Source organism: Streptomyces caeruleatus, assembly GCF_001514235.1.
GTDB classification, from domain to species: Bacteria; Actinomycetota; Actinomycetes; order Streptomycetales; family Streptomycetaceae; genus Streptomyces; species Streptomyces caeruleatus.
In genome coordinates this window covers 35,876-53,338 of record NZ_KQ948936.1, presented here as the reverse complement: position 1 = coordinate 53,338, position 17,463 = coordinate 35,876, and the positions used below count along the sequence as shown (strand labels likewise).

17 protein-coding genes and 1 pseudogene are annotated in these 17,463 nt (G+C 71.6%); 15 read left to right on the top strand and 3 right to left on the bottom strand.

The genetic code is table 11. The features are described from left to right. Position 1 precedes the first annotated feature (1 nt). From AQJ67_RS33220 to AQJ67_RS45905, 10 genes and pseudogenes are all read left to right on the top strand, one after another. On the top strand, positions 2 to 1,294 hold the full coding sequence (locus AQJ67_RS33220) for a M50 family metallopeptidase (protein ID WP_208615090.1): 1,293 nt from the start codon (positions 2 to 4) through the stop codon (positions 1,292 to 1,294). 178 nt (positions 1,295 to 1,472) lie between these two features. Continuing rightward, on the top strand, positions 1,473 to 2,630 hold the full coding sequence (gene ispG / locus AQJ67_RS33215) for a flavodoxin-dependent (E)-4-hydroxy-3-methylbut-2-enyl-diphosphate synthase (protein WP_062723068.1): 1,158 nt from the start codon (positions 1,473 to 1,475) through the stop codon (positions 2,628 to 2,630). A 508-nt stretch (positions 2,631 to 3,138) separates the two neighbouring features. Beyond that, positions 3,139 to 3,987: a GNAT family N-acetyltransferase gene (locus AQJ67_RS33210; RefSeq protein WP_062723067.1), complete on the top strand. Its 849-nt coding sequence runs from the start codon at positions 3,139 to 3,141 to the stop codon at positions 3,985 to 3,987. Positions 3,988 to 4,104: 117 nt separating this feature from the next. Then, complete coding sequence (locus AQJ67_RS33205; protein ID WP_062723066.1) at positions 4,105 to 4,635, top strand: GNAT family N-acetyltransferase; 531 nt, start codon at positions 4,105 to 4,107, stop codon at positions 4,633 to 4,635. 88 nt (positions 4,636 to 4,723) lie between these two features. Beyond that, positions 4,724 to 6,427, top strand: a complete 1,704-nt coding sequence (locus AQJ67_RS33200; protein ID WP_062723065.1) for a proline--tRNA ligase — start codon at positions 4,724 to 4,726, stop codon at positions 6,425 to 6,427. A 110-nt stretch (positions 6,428 to 6,537) separates the two neighbouring features. Further along, a complete protein-coding gene (locus tag AQJ67_RS33195) occupies positions 6,538 to 7,557 on the top strand; it encodes an FAD:protein FMN transferase (protein WP_244190659.1) in 1,020 nt (339 codons plus the stop codon). Next, the gene (locus AQJ67_RS33190; protein WP_244190658.1) at positions 7,554 to 8,138 is read left to right on the top strand and encodes a ferric reductase; all 585 of its coding nucleotides are present in this window, start codon (positions 7,554 to 7,556) and stop codon (positions 8,136 to 8,138) included. Before AQJ67_RS33195 ends, AQJ67_RS33190 begins: the two co-directional genes overlap by 4 nt. Then, a complete protein-coding gene (locus AQJ67_RS49715; RefSeq protein ID WP_244190657.1) occupies positions 8,135 to 8,743 on the top strand; it encodes a hypothetical protein in 609 nt (202 codons plus the stop codon). Before AQJ67_RS33190 ends, AQJ67_RS49715 begins: the two co-directional genes overlap by 4 nt. Positions 8,744 to 8,842: 99 nt before the next feature. Then, positions 8,843 to 9,346, top strand: coding sequence for an NADH-ubiquinone oxidoreductase-F iron-sulfur binding region domain-containing protein (locus AQJ67_RS49710; protein WP_244190656.1), 504 nt, complete (start codon positions 8,843 to 8,845; stop codon positions 9,344 to 9,346). A 1-nt stretch (position 9,347) separates the two neighbouring features. Then, positions 9,348 to 9,521: pseudogene (locus tag AQJ67_RS45905) on the top strand (ferredoxin); the annotation flags it as partial. A 100-nt stretch (positions 9,522 to 9,621) separates the two neighbouring features. Here AQJ67_RS45905 and AQJ67_RS33180 read toward each other — a convergent pair. Genes AQJ67_RS33180 through AQJ67_RS33170 form a run of 3 tightly spaced genes read right to left on the bottom strand, consistent with a single transcriptional unit; the run spans position 9,622 to position 11,590 of the window. Beyond that, positions 9,622 to 10,521, bottom strand: coding sequence for an aminoglycoside phosphotransferase family protein (locus AQJ67_RS33180; protein ID WP_062723064.1), 900 nt, complete (start codon positions 10,519 to 10,521; stop codon positions 9,622 to 9,624). Positions 10,522 to 10,565: 44 nt separating this feature from the next. Continuing rightward, complete coding sequence (locus AQJ67_RS33175; RefSeq protein WP_062723063.1) at positions 10,566 to 11,042, bottom strand: ferritin-like domain-containing protein; 477 nt, start codon at positions 11,040 to 11,042, stop codon at positions 10,566 to 10,568. Continuing rightward, complete coding sequence (locus AQJ67_RS33170) at positions 11,039 to 11,590, bottom strand: hypothetical protein (protein WP_062723062.1); 552 nt, start codon at positions 11,588 to 11,590, stop codon at positions 11,039 to 11,041. The genes AQJ67_RS33175 and AQJ67_RS33170 overlap by 4 nt, the downstream gene beginning before the upstream one ends. Positions 11,591 to 11,800: 210 nt before the next feature. Between AQJ67_RS33170 and rimP the strand changes: the two genes are divergently transcribed. From rimP to AQJ67_RS33145, 5 genes are all read left to right on the top strand, one after another. Next, complete coding sequence (gene rimP / locus AQJ67_RS33165) at positions 11,801 to 12,307, top strand: ribosome maturation factor RimP (RefSeq protein WP_062723061.1); 507 nt, start codon at positions 11,801 to 11,803, stop codon at positions 12,305 to 12,307. A gap of 2 nt (positions 12,308 to 12,309) precedes the next feature. Beyond that, complete coding sequence (gene nusA / locus AQJ67_RS33160) at positions 12,310 to 13,296, top strand: transcription termination factor NusA (protein WP_062723060.1); 987 nt, start codon at positions 12,310 to 12,312, stop codon at positions 13,294 to 13,296. Positions 13,297 to 13,398: 102 nt separating this feature from the next. Beyond that, positions 13,399 to 13,695 (top strand): YlxR family protein, encoded by a 297-nt coding sequence (locus AQJ67_RS45900; protein WP_079056305.1) that lies wholly within the window; start codon positions 13,399 to 13,401, stop codon positions 13,693 to 13,695. Positions 13,696 to 13,841: 146 nt separating this feature from the next. Beyond that, positions 13,842 to 16,970 (top strand): translation initiation factor IF-2, encoded by a 3,129-nt coding sequence (gene infB / locus AQJ67_RS45895; protein WP_079056304.1) that lies wholly within the window; start codon positions 13,842 to 13,844, stop codon positions 16,968 to 16,970. Between the two features lie 185 nt (positions 16,971 to 17,155). Next, complete coding sequence (locus tag AQJ67_RS33145) at positions 17,156 to 17,449, top strand: DUF503 domain-containing protein (RefSeq protein ID WP_062723057.1); 294 nt, start codon at positions 17,156 to 17,158, stop codon at positions 17,447 to 17,449. Positions 17,450 to 17,463 lie beyond the last annotated feature (14 nt).

Genomic DNA, 17,463 nt, shown 5'->3' with positions numbered 1-17,463 from the left:
GATGTTCATCCTCGGCATAGTGCTGTTCGCGGTCGGGCTGCTCGCCTCGATCGCCTGGCACGAGCTGGGCCACCTGTCCACGGCCAAGCTGTTCGGCATCCGCGTGCCGCAGTACATGGTCGGCTTCGGCCCGACCATCTGGTCGCGGAAGAAGGGCGACACCGAGTACGGCATCAAGGCGATCCCGTTCGGCGGCTACATCCGCATGATCGGCATGTTCCCGCCGGGCCCCGACGGCCGCCTCGAAGCCCGCTCGACCTCACCCTGGCGCGGCATGATCGAGGACGCCCGCTCGGCGGCGTTCGAGGAGCTCAAGCCGGGTGACGAGACCCGCCTCTTCTACACGCGCAAGCCGTGGAAGCGGGTCATCGTGATGTTCGCGGGCCCCTTCATGAACCTCGTCCTCGCGGTCGGCCTGTTCCTCACCGTGCTGATGGGCTTCGGCATCCAGCAGCAGACGACCACCGTCAGCTCGGTCTCCCAGTGCGTCATCGACCAGAAGGAGAACCGCGACGACTGCAAGGCGTCCGACGCGAAGTCCCCGGCCGCGGCCGCGGGCATGAAGGCCGGCGACAAGATCGTCTCCTTCGGCGGGGTACGGACCGAGGACTGGAACTCCCTCTCCGACCTCATCCGCGCGAGCGCCGGCAAGGACGTCCCGATCGTCGTCGACCGCAAGGGCGAGGAAGTCACCCTGCACGCGAAGATCGCCACCAACTGGGTCGTGAAGAAGGACGCCAGCGGGGCGTACGTCAAGGACGACTACGTCCAGGCCGGCTTCCTCGGCTTCAGCGCCGCCACCGGCGTCGTCAAACAGGACTTCGGCGACTCGGTGACCTGGATGACCGACCGGGTCGGCGAGGCCGTCGACTCCCTCGTGGCCCTGCCCTCCAAGATCCCCGCCCTGTGGGACGCGGCCTTCGGCGACGGCCCGCGCGAGCCGGACTCCCCGATGGGCATCGTCGGCGCGGCGAGAGTCAGCGGCGAGATCGCGACACTCGACATCCCGGCGTCCCAGCAGCTGGCCACCTTCGTCTTCCTCCTGGCCGGCTTCAACCTCTCCCTGTTCCTCTTCAACATGCTCCCGCTGCTCCCGCTCGACGGCGGCCATATCGCGGGCGCGCTGTGGGAGTCGCTGCGGCGCAACATGGCGAAGGTGCTGCGCCGCCCGGACCCTGGTCCGTTCGATGTGGCGAAGCTGATGCCGGTGGCGTACGTGGTGGCGGGAATCTTCGTCTGCTTCACGCTTCTCGTACTCGTCGCGGACGTCGTCAACCCGGTCAGAATCTCCTAGACACACGGCGTTCAAGACGGCCCGGGATCATCTGTCCCGGGCCGTCTTCCATTGAGTGGGTTTACGGGCCGTGATGTGCTGGGGTGAGGCTCGGTGCCGTAATCTCGAAGCCTGGAGCCCGCTGCTGACGCCGCTGACGGGACCGGACCTTGATCCACGACTTGGGGTTGCACAGCACATGACTGCGATTTCTCTCGGCATGCCGTCCGTTCCGACCAAGCTCGCCGAGCGCCGGAAGAGCAGGCAGATCCAGGTCGGGACGGTGGCGGTGGGCGGCGACGCCCCGGTGTCGGTCCAGTCGATGACGACGACGCGTACGTCCGACATCGGCGCGACCCTCCAGCAGATCGCCGAGCTGACGGCGTCCGGCTGCCAGATCGTGCGGGTGGCCTGTCCGACGCAGGACGACGCGGACGCCCTGTCAACGATCGCCCGCAAGTCGCAGATCCCGGTGATCGCGGACATCCACTTCCAGCCGAAGTACGTGTTCGCGGCGATCGAGGCCGGCTGTGCCGCGGTGCGCGTCAATCCCGGGAACATCAAGCAGTTCGACGACAAGGTCAAGGAGATCGCGCGGGCCGCCAAGGACCACGGCACCCCGATCCGGATCGGGGTCAACGCGGGCTCGCTGGACCGGCGGCTGCTGCAGAAGTACGGCAAGGCGACGCCGGAGGCGCTCGTGGAGAGCGCGCTGTGGGAGGCGTCCCTCTTCGAGGAGCACGACTTCCGGGACATCAAGATCTCGGTCAAGCACAACGACCCGGTCATCATGATCGAGGCCTATAAGCAGCTGGCCGCCCAGTGCGACTACCCGCTCCACCTCGGCGTGACCGAGGCGGGCCCCGCCTTCCAGGGCACCATCAAGTCGGCCGTCGCCTTCGGCGCCCTCCTCTCCCAGGGCATCGGCGACACGATCCGCGTCTCCCTGTCGGCGCCCCCGGCGGAGGAGGTCAAGGTCGGAATCCAGATCCTGGAGTCCCTGAACCTCAAGCAGCGCGGCCTGGAGATCGTCTCCTGCCCCTCCTGCGGGCGCGCCCAGGTCGACGTCTACAAGCTCGCCGAAGAGGTCACCGCCGGACTCACCGGCATGGAGGTCCCCCTCCGTGTCGCCGTCATGGGCTGCGTCGTCAACGGCCCCGGCGAGGCCCGCGAGGCCGACCTCGGCGTCGCCTCCGGCAACGGCAAGGGCCAGATCTTCGTCAAGGGCGAGGTCATCAAGACCGTCCCCGAGTCCAAGATCGTCGAGACCCTCATCGAAGAGGCCATGAAGCTGGCCGAACAGATGGAGGCGGACGGCGTGGAGTCGGGCGAGCCGTCGGTGGCGGTGGCCGGCTAGGGTTCTCGCCCCCGCCGCCCCTACCCGTCCCATCCCCAGGGGCTCCGCCCCTTCGACCCCGGGGTCGTTCCTCGGGTGCGGGCCCGGTGGGGGCTGGTCGCGCAGTTCCCCGCGCCCCTCCTGGGGCTCCGCCCCAGGCATTTCCAGCCCGTCCGGCGTTCGAGGACGAGTCACCGCCGTCCTTAGCCCCCACCTACCCGCGGAGGGTTATGGCCGGCCCAGGTACCTCCCGCCCGTCCGGCGTTTGGGGACGAGTCACTGCAGTCCCTAGTAGCCCCCACCCGCCCGCAGAGGGCTACAGCCGGCCCAGGCACTTTCAGCCTGTCCGGCGTTTGAGGACGAGGCCCGGAGGGCCGACAGCGGGGGGCTGGGGGCGGCAGCCCCCAGGGGCGGCACCGTGGCCCACCGTCACCTCCTGAACACCGGCCAACCTCCACAGGGCGGCACGGCTCAGCTTCCGCAGGTACAGTGCGGGGACCAGCAGAACCCCAGCGTGAGGCCCCCGTACGTGTTGACCCAGACCACCTCCCGGGTCCTCGAACCGAGCGACCTGGACGCCGCGCTCGCCATCCTCGACAGCGAGCCGGTCGCGAACGCCTTCGTGACCTCGCGGGTCCAGATCGCCGGCCTCGACCCATGGCGCCTCGGCGGCGAGATGTGGGGCTGGTACGAGGGCGGCATGCTGACCTCCCTGTGCTACGCGGGCGCCAACCTCGTCCCGATCTGCGCGGGCCCCCGAGCCGTGCGCGCCTTCGCCGACCGCGCCCGACGGGCCGGCCGCCGCTGCTCCTCCATCGTCGGCCCCGCCGACGCCACCGCCCAGCTGTGGCGCCTGCTGGAACCCACCTGGGGCCCGGCCCGCGAGGTGCGCGCCCACCAGCCCCTCATGGTCACCGACCACATGCCGGCCGACATCTCCCCGGATCCGTACGTCCGCCGTATCCGCAAGGACGAGATGGAGACGATCATGCCGGCGTGCGTGGCGATGTTCACCGAGGAGGTCGGCGTATCGCCGCTCGCGGGGGACGGAGGCCTCCTCTACCAGGCCCGCGTCGCCGAACTCGTCGGCTCGGGCCGCTCATTCGCCCGTCTCGACCAGGACGGCAAGGTCGTCTTCAAGGCGGAGATCGGCGCCGCGACGGACAGGGCCTGCCAGATCCAGGGCGTGTGGGTGGCTCCCGAGTACCGCGGCCAGGGCCTCGCGGCCCCCGGGATGGCGGCCGTACTGCGCTACGCCCTGGCGGACGTCGCCCCGGTGGTGAGCCTGTACGTCAACGACTTCAACACGGCGGCGAGAAGGACGTATCAGAGGGTGGGCTTCCAGGAGGTCGGCGCCTTCATGAGCGTGCTGTTCTAGGCCCTGTCCTTTCAAGGGGCGTACGGGAATCGGCCCGAGGGGCGCGGGGAACTGCGCGAGCAACCACGAACAGCCGGCACCCGGCAGACAACCGAAACCCCCCTGTAGAGTCCCCGCATGGACCTCGTCATCGGCCCCCTCGATCTATCAGCCCACGTCGACGAGGCCCTCGCAGTCCAAGCCGTCGCTTTCGGCCTGGGACCGGACGAGGTGGCGGTACGGCGCCAGATCGTCCTGCGCCACATGACCTACCCGGGAGCAAGGGCCCTCGGCGCCACCACAGCGGAGCGCCTCGTCGGGTTCGTCTACGGCATGCCCAACGACCGCACCCACTGGTGGTCCACCGTCGTGGAGCCCTACCTCCGGGCCCAGGGCTACGACGACTGGCTCGACGACTCCTTCGTCATCACGGAACTCCACGTCCTCCCGCAGTACCAGAACCGCGGCGTGGGCCGTTCCCTCATCACCACGATCACGGACGGCGCCGCCGAACCCCGCTCGATCCTCTCCGCGATCGACATCGAGAGCCCGGCCCGCGGCCTCTACCGCTCCCTCGGCTACCAGGACCTCGCCCGCCAGGTCCTGTTCCCCAGCGCCCCCAAGCCCTACGCCGTGATGGGCGCCCCGCTCCCGCTCCGCCGCCGGTAGGGGCAGGCGGCCGCCAATCGATTTCCACCGCCCCGTACCCCCCGGCTAACCTCCTGCCATAACCCAAACCAGCAGGAGTACGAGAACCATGGCGAACGCACCGGTCCAGCGCATGTCCCAGTTGATGGCGAAGACGCTGCGCGACGACCCGGCGGACGCCGAGGTCCTCAGCCACAAGCTGCTCGTCCGCGCCGGCTACGTCCGCCGCACGGCGGCCGGCATCTGGTCGTGGCTGCCCCTCGGCAAGCGGGTCCTCGCCAACGTCGAGCGCATCGTCCGCGAGGAGATGGACGCCATCGGCGCCCAGGAGGTGCTGCTCCCCGCGCTGCTGCCGCGTGAGCCGTACGACGCGACGGGCCGCTGGGACGAGTACGGCCAGGAGCTGTTCCGGCTCAAGGACCGCAAGGGCGGCGACTACCTGCTCGGCCCGACCCACGAGGAGATCTTCACCCTGCTGGTGAAGGACCAGGCGTCCTCCTACAAGGACCTGCCGGTCATCCTCTACCAGATCCAGCACAAGTACCGTGACGAGGCCCGCCCCCGGGCCGGCATCCTGCGCGGCCGCGAGTTCCTGATGAAGGACTCCTACTCCTTCGACACCGAGGACGAGGGCCTCGCGAAGTCCTACGCCCTGCACCGCGAGGCGTACCAGAAGATCTTCGCGCGCCTCGGCCTCGACTACCGCATCTGCGCCGCCACCGCCGGCGCCATGGGCGGCTCCAAGTCGGAGGAGTTCCTCGCCCCGGCCGGCGCCGGCGAGGACACCTTCGCCGACTGCCCGAACTGCGACTTCGCCGCCAACACCGAGGCGATCTCCTACGAGCTGAAGCCGGTGGACGCCGACGGCGTGGCCGCCCTCGAAGAGATCCCGACGCCCGACACCCCGACCATCGAGACCCTGGCCGCGCACCTCGGCGTCCCGGCCTCCGCGACCCTCAAGAACCTCCTCGTCAAGGTCGACGGCGAGATCGTCGCCGTCGGTGTCCCGGGCGACCGCGAGGTCGACATGGACAAGGTCGAGGCGCACTTCGCCCCGGCCGTCGTCGAGATGGTCACCGAGGCGGACTTCGCGGGCCGCCCCGACCTCGTCCGCGGCTACGTCGGACCGCAGGGCCTCGGCGAGAAGGTCAAGTACATCGCCGACCCGCGCGTGGCCCCCGGCACCTCCTGGATCACCGGTGCCAACAAGGAGGGCATGCACGCCAAGCACGTCGTCGCGGGCCGTGACTTCGAGGTCGGCGAGTACGTCGACGTCGTGGTCGTCCAGGAGGGCGACCCCTGCCCGAAGTGCGGCACCGGCCTCAAGCTCGACCGTGCCATCGAGATCGGCCACATCTTCCAGCTGGGCCGCAAGTACGCCGACGCCCTCAAGCTCGACGTCCTCGGCCAGAACGGCAAGCCGGTCCGCGTCACCATGGGCTCCTACGGCGTCGGCGTCTCCCGAGCCGTCGCGGCCCTCGCCGAGCAGACCGCCGACGACAAGGGCCTGTGCTGGCCCGCCGAGGTCGCCCCGGCCGACGTCCATGTGGTCGCCGCCGGCAAGGCCCTCCAGACCGAACTCGCCCTCGACGTCTCCGAGAAGCTGTCCGCGGCCGGCCTGCGCGTCCTGTGCGACGACCGGGCGGGCGTGTCGCCGGGCGTGAAGTTCACGGACTCGGAGCTGATCGGCGTACCGAAGATCCTGGTGGCCGGGCGGCGCGCGGCCGAGGGTGTCGTCGAGCTCAAGGACCGCAGGACCGGTGAGCGCGAGGAGCTGACCGTGGACGAGGCCATCGCCCGCCTGACCGCGTAAAGGAAGTCCTCAGAAACCTCTCCGGGCGCCCAAAGGCACCTCACAGCTTTCTCTCAGGCCGTTCCCCGACCGTAGGACGTGACAGAGCGTCACTAGGGAGGGGAACGGTCTTGCGTACCAGAGAACGGGGGGCCGCGGCAGCGGTCCGCAGAGGAGCGCGGCGCACGGCGGCCGCCACGGCGGCGATCACGCTCGCGGCCGCCGCCGACTGGCGTGCCCTCGGCACGAGCGTCCGGCTCGTCGTCACCGACCCGGTCCTGCTGGAGTCCTGCAACCTGCTCCTGGCCCGGCACCTGGCCGAGGTCGACGCCGCCTGCAGCCGCTTCCGCGCCGACTCCGAACTCACCGCCCTCAACGCCGCGGCGGGCCGCCCGGTCCGGGTCAGCCCCCTGCTCGCCGAGGCCCTCGCGGTCGCCCTGCGCGCGGCCGAGGCGACGGACGGCGCCGTCGATCCCACGGTCGGCTCGGCGATGGATGCGATCGGCTACGACCGCGACTTCACGCTGGTCCGCGAGGACGACCGCCCGGTGCGGCGCGCCTCCGGTTGGCGTCAGGTGCGGCTGGACCGCGCCGGCGGCACGGTGACCGTCCCGGCCGGCGTCCGCCTGGACCTGGGTGCCACGGCCAAGGCGTGGGTGGCCGACCGGGCAGCCGCGCTGCTCGCTGACACGGCCGACTGCGGCGTGCTCGTGAGCCTCGGCGGCGACACGGCCGTCGCCGGCGAACCACCGGCAGGCGGCTGGCAGATCCGCGTCCAGGACGTCACGGGCCCGGTCGACGAGACACCCCCGCAGGGGCCGTACGCCACGGTCGGCCTGCACGGCGGAGGCCTCGCGACCTCGGGCACGTCCGCCCGCACCTGGCGCCGCGGCGGCCACGCCCTCCACCACATCGTCGACCCGCGCACCGGCCTGCCCGTCCGCTCACCCTGGCGCACGGTCACCGTCGCGGCGGCCACCTGCGCCGACGCCAACGCGGCCAGTACGGCGGCGCTGGTGAAGGGGGCGGGCTCGGCACAGTGGCTGACCATGCGCGGGCTGCCGGCGCGGTTGGTGCGTCAGGACGGCGTGGTGGTCACGACGCCGGGCTGGCCGACGCAGGCAGCTCCCGAGTTGGAGGTGGCCGCATGACCTCCGAGACCCTCTGGTACGCCAACAGAGCCACCGGCGCCGTCTGCCTGGTCCTCTTCACGGGCCGTCGAGCCTCCTCGGCATCGCCGTACGCCTGCGCGCCCGCCTCCCCGGGCTGCCCCGCTTCGGCACCGTCTCCCTCCACCGCGCCCTGTCCCTCTCGGCCACCGCGTTCCTGGCGCTGCACGTCGGGTTCGCCGTGTTCGACGGCTACGTCGACATCACCGCCGTCGACGGTCCTCGTCCCCTTCGTCTCCGACTACCAGCCCCGGTGGCTCGGCCTCGGCACGGTCGCCCTCGACCTGATGCTCGCGGTCCTGGTCACCAGCCTCCTGCGGGAACGCCTCGGCCACCGCGCCTGGCGGGCCGTGCACTGGCTGGCGTACGCCTCCTGGCCGCTCGCCCTGATCCACGGCGTCGGTATCGGCACGGACACCGGCACCGACTGGATGACCTGGCTGACCGTCGCCTGCGTGGCCGCCGTCGTCACCGCCTCCGGTCTCCGCCTCGCCCACTCCGCCCGAGCCGCCCGCCGCACCCCCGCCGCCCTGCTCCGCCCGGCCGAAGGAGCCCGACCGTGACCCTGACCGCCGGTCCACATGTCCCCGCGGCTGCTCGCCCCCGGCGGCACCCCGGCCGACCTCCGCACCCACGAGCAGCGCTACGGCCCCCTCCCGCACACCGACCCACCGCGTTCCTGCGCACCGTCGCCGAGTCCGGCCTCACCGGGCGCGGGGGAGCGGCCTTCCCGGTCCACCGCAAGCTGCTGTCGGTGGCCGAGGCGGGCCGGCGCACCGGCCGTACGCCCGTCGTCGTGGCCAACGGCGCCGAGGGCGAGCCCGCCAGCCGCAACGACCGCACGCTGCTCCGCCTGACGCCCCATCTCGTCCTGGACGGCGTGCAGTCGGCCGCCGCGGCGGCCGGCGCGGGCGAGGCCCATCTGGCGGTGGAGGACGGCGCGTCCTACCTGGAGTCGGCCCTCGCCCAACGGCAGGGCGACCCCGTCCCCGTCCGGGTCGTCCGCCTGCCCAAACGGTCCCTGTCCGGCGAGTCCTCGGCCCTTGCCCGGTACGTCTCCGGGGCCCCGCCCTCCCCACGTACCAGAACCCACCGGTCCGCGAACGCGGCGCCCACCGCGCCCCGACCCTGGTCCAGAACGTCGAGACCCTGGCCCACCTCGCCCTGATCGCCCGCTACGGCCCCGACTGGTTCCGCACCGCGGGCACCCCCGTCCCAGCCCGGCAGCGCGCTGTGCACCGTGCATGTACCGGGACGCGAACCCCGGGTGACGGAGGCCCCGTTCGGCCTCCCCCTGCACCGCCTGCTGCCCCTGGACGGCATGTCGGCCGTCCTGCTGGGCGGCTACCACGGCACCTGGGTCCCGGCGACCGAGGCGACCCAACTGACACTGGACTCGGCGTCCTTGGGAGCGGGCGTCCTCGCCGCTCTCCCTGCCGACCGCTGCGGCCTCACCGAAACCGCCCGTGTCCTGCGCTACCTGGCCCTGCAGTCGGCCGGCCAGTGCGGCCCCTGCCTCAACGGCCTGCCCCGCATCGCCGCCGCCTTCACCACCCTTGCCAACCCCGGCCCCCAGGGCTCCACCCGCACCGACGTCGCCCGCTGGGCCGGCCTCGTCGAGGGCCGCGGCGCCTGCCACCACCCCGACGGCACGGTCCGCCTGGTCCGCAGCGCGCTCACGACCTTCGCGGCCGAACTCGACGCCCACGCGAGCGGATTCTGCACCGCGCCCGACCGCACGCCCTTGCTGCCCGTACCCCAGGAGACCTGAAATGGACCAGCACATCGCCATCGACTGGACATCCTGCGAGGCTCACGGCCTGTGCGCGGAACTCCTCCCGGACCACATCACGCCGGACGAGTGGGGCTACCCGCTGACGGGCGGATCACCGATTCCCACGGGAACCGTCAAACGAGCCCGCAGAGCAGCAGCAGACTGTCCCGTCCTAGCTCTGAAACTAACGGCGAGGCGGCCTACCCAAGGGGCGCGGGGAACTGCGCGACCAGCCACAACGCACCCGCAGTCCGCAAAGCAGCCGTCACCCCTCAAAGCCACCCGGCAAACTCCAACAACAGTTCCCCGTCCTTCGGCCGCCCCACCCGGAGCGCCCGCACCCCCGACTCCACGGCCCGGAACAACGTCCACCCCCGCAACCGCTCCTGATCCACGTCCAACGACTCCGCAAGCCGCTTCACCCGCCGCCGCGTGATCGCCGCCCCCGAAGGCGAGGCGATGAGATCCTCCACCCGATCCCGCACCAACCGAGCCAGATCGAACGCACTCTCACCCACCACCGGATCCGGCCCCACCGCGAGCCACGGCATCCGCTCCCCGGCCAACACCTTGCTCTGCCGAAACGTCCCGTGCAGCAACCGCACCTCGGGCGGCGCGGCCAGCAGTTCCTCCCGGGCGGCGAGAGCGGCATCCACCAGCACCGCCACCTCGCCGAAGCCCGACGCGGTCGCCCGCATCGCCTCGGCCTGCCGCCCCGTCCGCCCGGCGACGGTCTCGAACGGATGGTCACCAGGCGGCTCCACCCACAGCCGCCGCAACGTCCCCGCCGCCTCCAGCAACGCCTTCGCCTCCGGCAACGACCGCACCGACACATCCGGATGCAGCCGCTCCAGCAACAGCACACCCTCGACCGCAGGCCCGTCGAGCAGTTGCACGGCGCCCACCCCACCCCAGTGCGCCAGCGCCGCCCGCTCACTCTCCGGACGCGCCCGGGGCGGGGCCAGCTTCAGCACGGCAGGGGTGCCGTCCGCCCGCCGTACCAGGACCACCAGGCTGCTGCGCCCGCCCGGCACCTGCACCCGCTCAACGGTCAACTCGCGTAGCGTGACGGCCTGGTGGGCCGTCTCCGGCAGCTTCTCCAACCAGTCGTCACCGTCCGGCGCCGTTTCACCGAGCGCCCTGACCAGACGCTGCGGCGGTTCGAAAGCCATGCGCGAGTCGTCCCTTCCCGTACGTGTTCGCCGGCCGGTCGGCGTCAGGCGGTGGGCGCCGGTGATGCCGACGCGGTGCCCGCCCGCTCGGCGAGCCCAGGGAAGGCTACGCTCTCGCCCCGCCAGCGCACCGCCCGCACCGCCGCCTCCCGCAGCGCCTCGGCGGCCGTACCCCGCAGCTGACCCCCGGCTGCCCGCACCAGGTCGGAGTACACCCCGGCCACCCGGTCCTCCAGGCCGGCCGCGAACCGCACGGCCGCCGCCGAGTCCGGCACCGGGAACGGCAGCGCGTACGCGGCGCTCGCGGCGACCGGTTCGGCGCCCAGGTCACGCACCTCGCGCGCCAGCGCGTCCCGCCGCGCCCGGTGCGCGTCATAGGCCGCCCGTGCCTCCGAGCGCTGCTCCGCACGGATCCGGCCGCCGACGACGCCGTACCCGTACACCGCCGCGTGCTCGGCGGCGAGCGCCGCCTGAAGGGCCTTCAGTTGCTCCTTTTCGCCGCCCTTGTCCGTCTCGCTCACTTGGCCCCCTCCGTCAGCAGATACGCGTGCGCCGCCCCGGCCGCCGCCACGGAGGCCAGCAGCCGCGCCAGTTCACCCGGCAGGTCGAGCAGCGCCTTCGCCCGGCGGTCCGCGAGCGCCCGTTCGGCGGCGGCCAGCTCGGCCAGCGCGTCCCGCTCGTCCCCGGGCACGGCGGCCGAAGGAGAGGCCGACGGCGACGCCTTTCCGGAGGGAGCGGAGGCCGAGGGTTCCGAGGACGCCGAAGGTCCCGAGGACCCCCCGCCGAATGCCTCCACATGCCGTACGGCCTCCGTCCGCAACGGCACCACCAGCGCCGCCAGCCCCGGATGGACGCCGAGCACGGCGTCGTACCGCGCGACCAGACCCTCGCTGTCCCGGGCCGCACGCGCGCGTGCCCGCTCGGCGAGTGACGGACTGCCGCTGGTGCCGCCGTCCGAGTCCTCGGACCCGGAGGAGCAGCCCACCAGCAGCGCGGCGCCCGCGGCCGAGGCGAGCAGGGTTCTTCTGCGCGGCCCCGAGGGGGAGCGCGGCGGCGAGGGGTACGGCACGGCAGACGTCCTCGGGGAACTCGTACGAAAGCGGTTACGGGAACAGCGGGTCGAACAGGCCCGTGATCACCGTACCCGCGTGAGCCGACGGCACCACTCATCGGCACCGTCCGCGCGCAGGTGGACGGCAACAGCCCTTGCGACCGGATACCCTTTGACCAGACACGCGACCCATCCCACAACAGCACACGCGGCCGAGGAGTCACCCGGATGAGCACCACCCAGAGCGAGAGGCTGCGAGAACTACTGGAGCCGCTCGTCAGCTCCCAGGGCCTGGATCTCGAAGAGCTCGCAGTGGACTCCGTCGGACGCAAGCGTGTGCTCCGCGTTGTCGTCGACTCCGACACCGGTGCCGACCTGGACCGGATCGCCGATGTCAGCCGCGCGCTCTCGGCGAAGCTCGACGAGACGGACGCGATGGGCGAGGGCGAGTACACCCTCGAAGTGGGTACCCCGGGCGCGGAGCGCGCCCTCACCGAGCACCGCCACTACGTACGTGCCGTCGACCGGCTGGTGAAGTTCCAACTCGCCGAGGGCGGGGAGCTGGTGGCGCGGATCCTGAAGGTCGACGACGACGGACTCGACCTCGAAGTGCCCGGAGTGAAGGGCCGCAAGCCCACCAGCCGCAGACTCGGTTTCCCGGAGATCGACAAGGCGCGCGTGCAGGTCGAGTTCAACCGCAAGGACAGCAAGAACGAGAAGGAAGAGGAGGCGTAGCCGTGGACATCGACATGAGTGCCCTGCGGGGCTTGGTACGGGAGAAGGAGATCTCCTTCCCCCTGCTGGTCGAGGCGATCGAGTCGGCCCTCCTCATCGCCTACCACCGCACCGAGGGAAGCCGCCGCCACGCGCGCGTGGAGCTGAACCGGGAGACCGGCCATGTGACCGTGTGGGCGAAGGAGGATCCCGAGGATCTGGAGGAGGGCCAGGAGGCCCGCGAGTTCGACGACACCCCGTCCGGCTTCGGCCGTATCGCCGCCACCACCGCCAAGCAGGTCATCCTGCAGCGGCTGCGCGACGCCGAGGACGACGCGACGCTCGGCGAGTACGCCGGCCGTGAGGGCGACATCGTCACCGGTGTGGTCCAGCAGGGCCGCGACCCGAAGAACGTGCTCGTGGACATCGGCAAGCTGGAGGCCATCCTGCCGGTGCAGGAGCAGGTGCCGGGCGAGACGTACCCGCACGGCATGCGGCTTCGCTCGTACGTCGTACGAGTGGCGAAGGGCGTCCGCGGCCCGTCCGTGACCCTCTCGCGCACGCACCCCAACCTCGTGAAGAAGCTCTTCGCGCTGGAGGTGCCGGAGATCGCCGACGGGTCCGTCGAGATCGCCGCCATCGCCCGCGAGGCCGGCCACCGCACGAAGATCGCCGTACGGTCCACCCGCAGCGGTCTGAACGCCAAGGGCGCCTGCATCGGCCCGATGGGCGGCCGCGTGCGCAATGTCATGGGCGAGCTGAACGGCGAGAAGATCGACATCGTCGACTGGTCGGACGACCCGGCCGAGATGGTGGCGAACGCGCTGTCGCCGGCCCGCGTCTCCAAGGTGGAGGTCGTGGACATGGCGGCCCGCTCCGCCCGGGTGACCGTGCCCGACTACCAGCTGTCGCTGGCCATCGGCAAGGAAGGGCAGAATGCCCGGCTTGCCGCCCGGCTCACCGGCTGGCGGATCGACATCCGCCCGGACACCGAGCAGCCCGGGGAATAGATCCAAGCCGCAGGTCGCTTAGATCACGTCAGGTTATGGCCCGGCAACTGTTCGAAGCCTGCCCCAAAGGGGTGAGGTCGGTACGGGGAGGTAGACTTAGGAGTGTCTGGCCGGACACGCGTCCGCGCATGCCCTGAACGCACCTGTGTGGGGTGCCGGGAGCGAGCGGCCAAGGCTGATCTGCTGCGGATCGTGGCGATCAAGGACGAGTGCGTCCCTGATCCTCGCGGTACGCTGCCCGGCCGGGGTGCGTATGTACACCCCGCACTGGTCTGTCTCGACCAGGCGGTGCGCCGCCGGGCGTTCACGCGGGCGTTGCGCGCCCCGGGAGCGCTCGACACAAAGGCGTTGCGCCAGTACGTCGAGCAGACAACAGTTGCCGAGCAGGCAACACCGTAAGACGCGTCGCACGGAACCCCCGTGCGGCCCTGGTACCCCGCGAGTTGGAAGTAGGTCGAGATTGCGATGAGCACTCGATGAGCACGCGATGAGTACGCCCATGAAGTAGCGACGGTCCGGACGCAACCGGACCTAAAAGGAGCGAAGTGGCTAAGGTCCGGGTATACGAACTCGCCAAGGAGTTCGGGGTTGAGAGCAAGGTCGTCATGGCCAAGCTCCAAGAACTCGGTGAATTCGTCCGTTCGGCGTCTTCGACCATCGAAGCGCCCGTCGTCCGTAAGCTGACGGACGCCCTCCAGCAGGGCAACGGAGGCGGCAAGTCCGCCCCCGCTCGCAAGGCTGCCCCGGCCAAGCCGGCAGCCCCCTCTCCGGCGCAGGCTGCCCGTCCGGCCGCCCCGCGCCCGCCGGCCCCCAAGCCGGCCGCCGCCGAGAAGCCCGCGGCTCCCGCCGCGCCGGCCGCTCCCGGCCCCCGTCCCACCCCGGGCCCGAAGCCCGCGCCGCGGCCCGCCCCGGCGTCCCCGGCTCCGACCACGCCCGAGTTCACGGCGCCCCCGGCGGCTCCCGCCGCTCCGGCCGCCTCCCAGGGCCAGGGCCAGGGCTCCGGCCCGCGTCCGGGTGCTCCGCGTCCGGGCGGCCAGGCTCCGCGTCCCGGCGCCCCGCGTCCGGGTGGTCCCGGCCAGGGCGGCCAGGGCCGTGGTGACCGCGGCGACCGTCCCGGCGCTCCGCGTCCGGGTGGCGGCGCCCAGCGTCCCGGTGCCCGTCCGGCCGGTCCCCGTCCGGGCAACAACCCGTTCACCTCTGGTGGCTCCACCGGCATGGCGCGCCCGCAGGCGCCCCGTCCGGGCGGCGCCCCGCGTCCCGGTGGCCAGGGCGGCCCCGGTGCCCCCGGCGGCGCTCCGCGTCCGCAGGGCCAGGGCGGTCCCCGTCCCCAGGGCGCCGCGGGCGGTCCTCGTCCGCAGGCTCCGGGCGGCGCGCGTCCCACCCCGGGCGGCATGCCCCGTCCGCAGGGCGGCGGCCCGCGTCCCGGTGGCGGCCCCGGTGGTCCGCGTCCGAACCCCGGCATGATGCCGCAGCGTCCTGCTGCCGGCCCGCGTCCCGGCGGCGGTGGCCCCGGTGGCCGTGGTCCCGGTGGCGGCGGTCGTCCCGGTGGCGGCGGCGGTCGTCCGGGTGGCGGCGGCGGCTTCGCCGGTCGTCCCGGTGGCGGCGGCGGTGGCGGTTTCGCCGGTCGTCCCGGTGGTCCCGGTGGCGGTGGCGGCGGTTTCGCCGGCCGTCCGGGTGGTCCCGGCGGTGGCGGCGGTGGCCGTCCCGGCTTCGGCGGTCGTCCCGGTGGTCCGGGCGGTCGTGGTGGCACGCAGGGCGCCTTCGGTCGTCCCGGCGGTCCCGCGCGTCGTGGCCGTAAGTCGAAGCGGCAGAGGCGCCAGGAGTACGAGGCCATGCAGGCCCCGTCGGTCGGCGGCGTGATGCTGCCTCGCGGCAACGGCGAGACCGTTCGCCTGTCGCGTGGTGCCTCGCTCACCGACTTCGCGGAGAAGATCAACGCCAACCCGGCGTCGCTCGTCGCGGTCATGATGAACCTCGGCGAGATGGTCACGGCCACGCAGTCCGTCTCCGACGAGACGCTCCAGCTCCTCGCCGACGAGATGAACTACACGGTTCAGATCGTCAGCCCGGAGGAGGAGGACCGCGAGCTGCTCGAGTCCTTCGACATCGAGTTCGGCGAGGACGAGGGCGACGAGGAGGACCTGGTGGTCCGCCCGCCGGTCGTCACCGTCATGGGTCACGTCGACCACGGTAAGACCCGGCTCCTCGACGCCATCCGCAAGACGAACGTCATCGCGGGCGAGGCCGGCGGCATCACCCAGCACATCGGTGCCTACCAGGTCGCGACCGAGGTCAACGAAGAAGAGCGCAAGATCACCTTCATCGACACCCCGGGTCACGAGGCGTTCACCGCCATGCGTGCCCGTGGTGCGCGGTCGACGGACATCGCGATCCTCGTCGTCGCCGCCAACGACGGCGTCATGCCGCAGACGGTCGAGGCGCTCAACCACGCCAAGGCCGCCGAGGTCCCGATCGTCGTCGCCGTCAACAAGATCGACGTCGAGGGTGCCGACCCGACCAAGGTGCGCGGTCAGCTGACCGAGTACGGCCTGGTGGCCGAGGAGTACGGCGGCGACACCATGTTCGTCGACATCTCCGCCAAGCAGGGGCTGCACATCGACTCCCTGCTGGAGGCCGTGATCCTCACGGCAGACGCCTCGCTCGACCTGCGGGCCAACCCGCACCAGGACGCGCAGGGCATCTCGATCGAGTCCCGTCTCGACCGCGGCCGCGGTGCCGTGGCGACGGTCCTCGTCCAGCGAGGCACGCTGCGGGTCGGCGACACCATGGTGGTCGGCGACGCGTACGGCCGAGTCCGGGCGATGCACGACGACAACGGCAACAGCGTGGCCGAGGCCGGCCCCTCGACGCCGGTCCAGGTCCTGGGCCTGACCAACGTCCCGGGCGCGGGCGACAACTTCCTGGTGGTCGACGAGGACCGTACGGCCCGTCAGATCGCCGAGAAGCGTGCCGCTCGCGAGCGCAACGCGGCCTTCGCGAAGCGCACGCGCCGCGTGTCGCTGGAGGACCTGGACAAGGTGCTCAAGGCCGGCGAGATCCAGCAGCTGAACCTGATCATCAAGGGTGACGCTTCCGGTTCCGTCGAGGCCCTCGAGTCCTCGCTGCTCCAGCTGGACGTCGGCGAAGAGGTCGACATCCGCGTCCTGCACCGTGGTGTCGGTGCGGTCACGGAGTCCGACATCGACCTGGCCATGGGCTCCGACGCCATCGTCATCGGCTTCAACGTCCGGGCAGCCGGCCGTGCGCAGCAGATGGCGGAGCGCGAGGGCGTGGACGTCCGGTACTACTCGGTCATCTACCAGGCGATCGAGGAGATCGAGGCGGCCCTCAAGGGCATGCTCAAGCCGGAGTACGAAGAGGTCGAGCTCGGTACGGCGGAGATCCGCGAGGTCTTCAAGTCGTCCAAGCTGGGCAACATCGCGGGTGTTCTCATCCGCTCCGGCGAGGTCAAGCGCAACACCAAGGCGCGCCTCATCCGCGACGGCAAGGTCATCGCGGAGAGCCTCAACATCGAGGGTCTGCGTCGCTTCAAGGACGACGTCACCGAGATCCGCGAAGGGTTCGAGGGCGGTATCAACCTCGGCAACTTCAACGACATCAAGGTCGACGACGTCATCGCGACCTACGAGATGCGCGAGAAGCCGCGGGCGTAACAGCCACGGTTGGTGCCGGCCGGCGGGACTTCGGTTCCGTCGGCCGGCGCGCCGTTTGGCCCTCGGTCAGCGGTGCGTAATATCCGTCGATCGGCTCACCCCCTTCGATGTACCGTTCTGATGTCCCTGCCCGATCAGCCGGCGGGGCCATCGATCCCGGGCCGGCGGGTGAACCGGTTGCATACATGTATGTGGGGACTCTGTCCTTCGACCTGCTCCTCGGTGACGTGCACTCGCTGAAGGAGAAGCGCTCTCTCGTCCGTCCCATCGTGGCCGAACTCCAGCGCAAGTACGCGGTGAGTGCGGCGGAGACGGGGCACCAGAAACTCCACCGCAGGGCCGAGATCGGGCTCGCGGTGGTCTCCGGGGACACGGGACACCTCACCGACGTACTGGACCGCTGTGAGCGGCTGGTCGCCGGGCGGCCCGAGGTGGAACTGCTCTCGGTTCGACGCAGACTCCACAGCGACGAAGACTGAAGCAACAAGTAAGT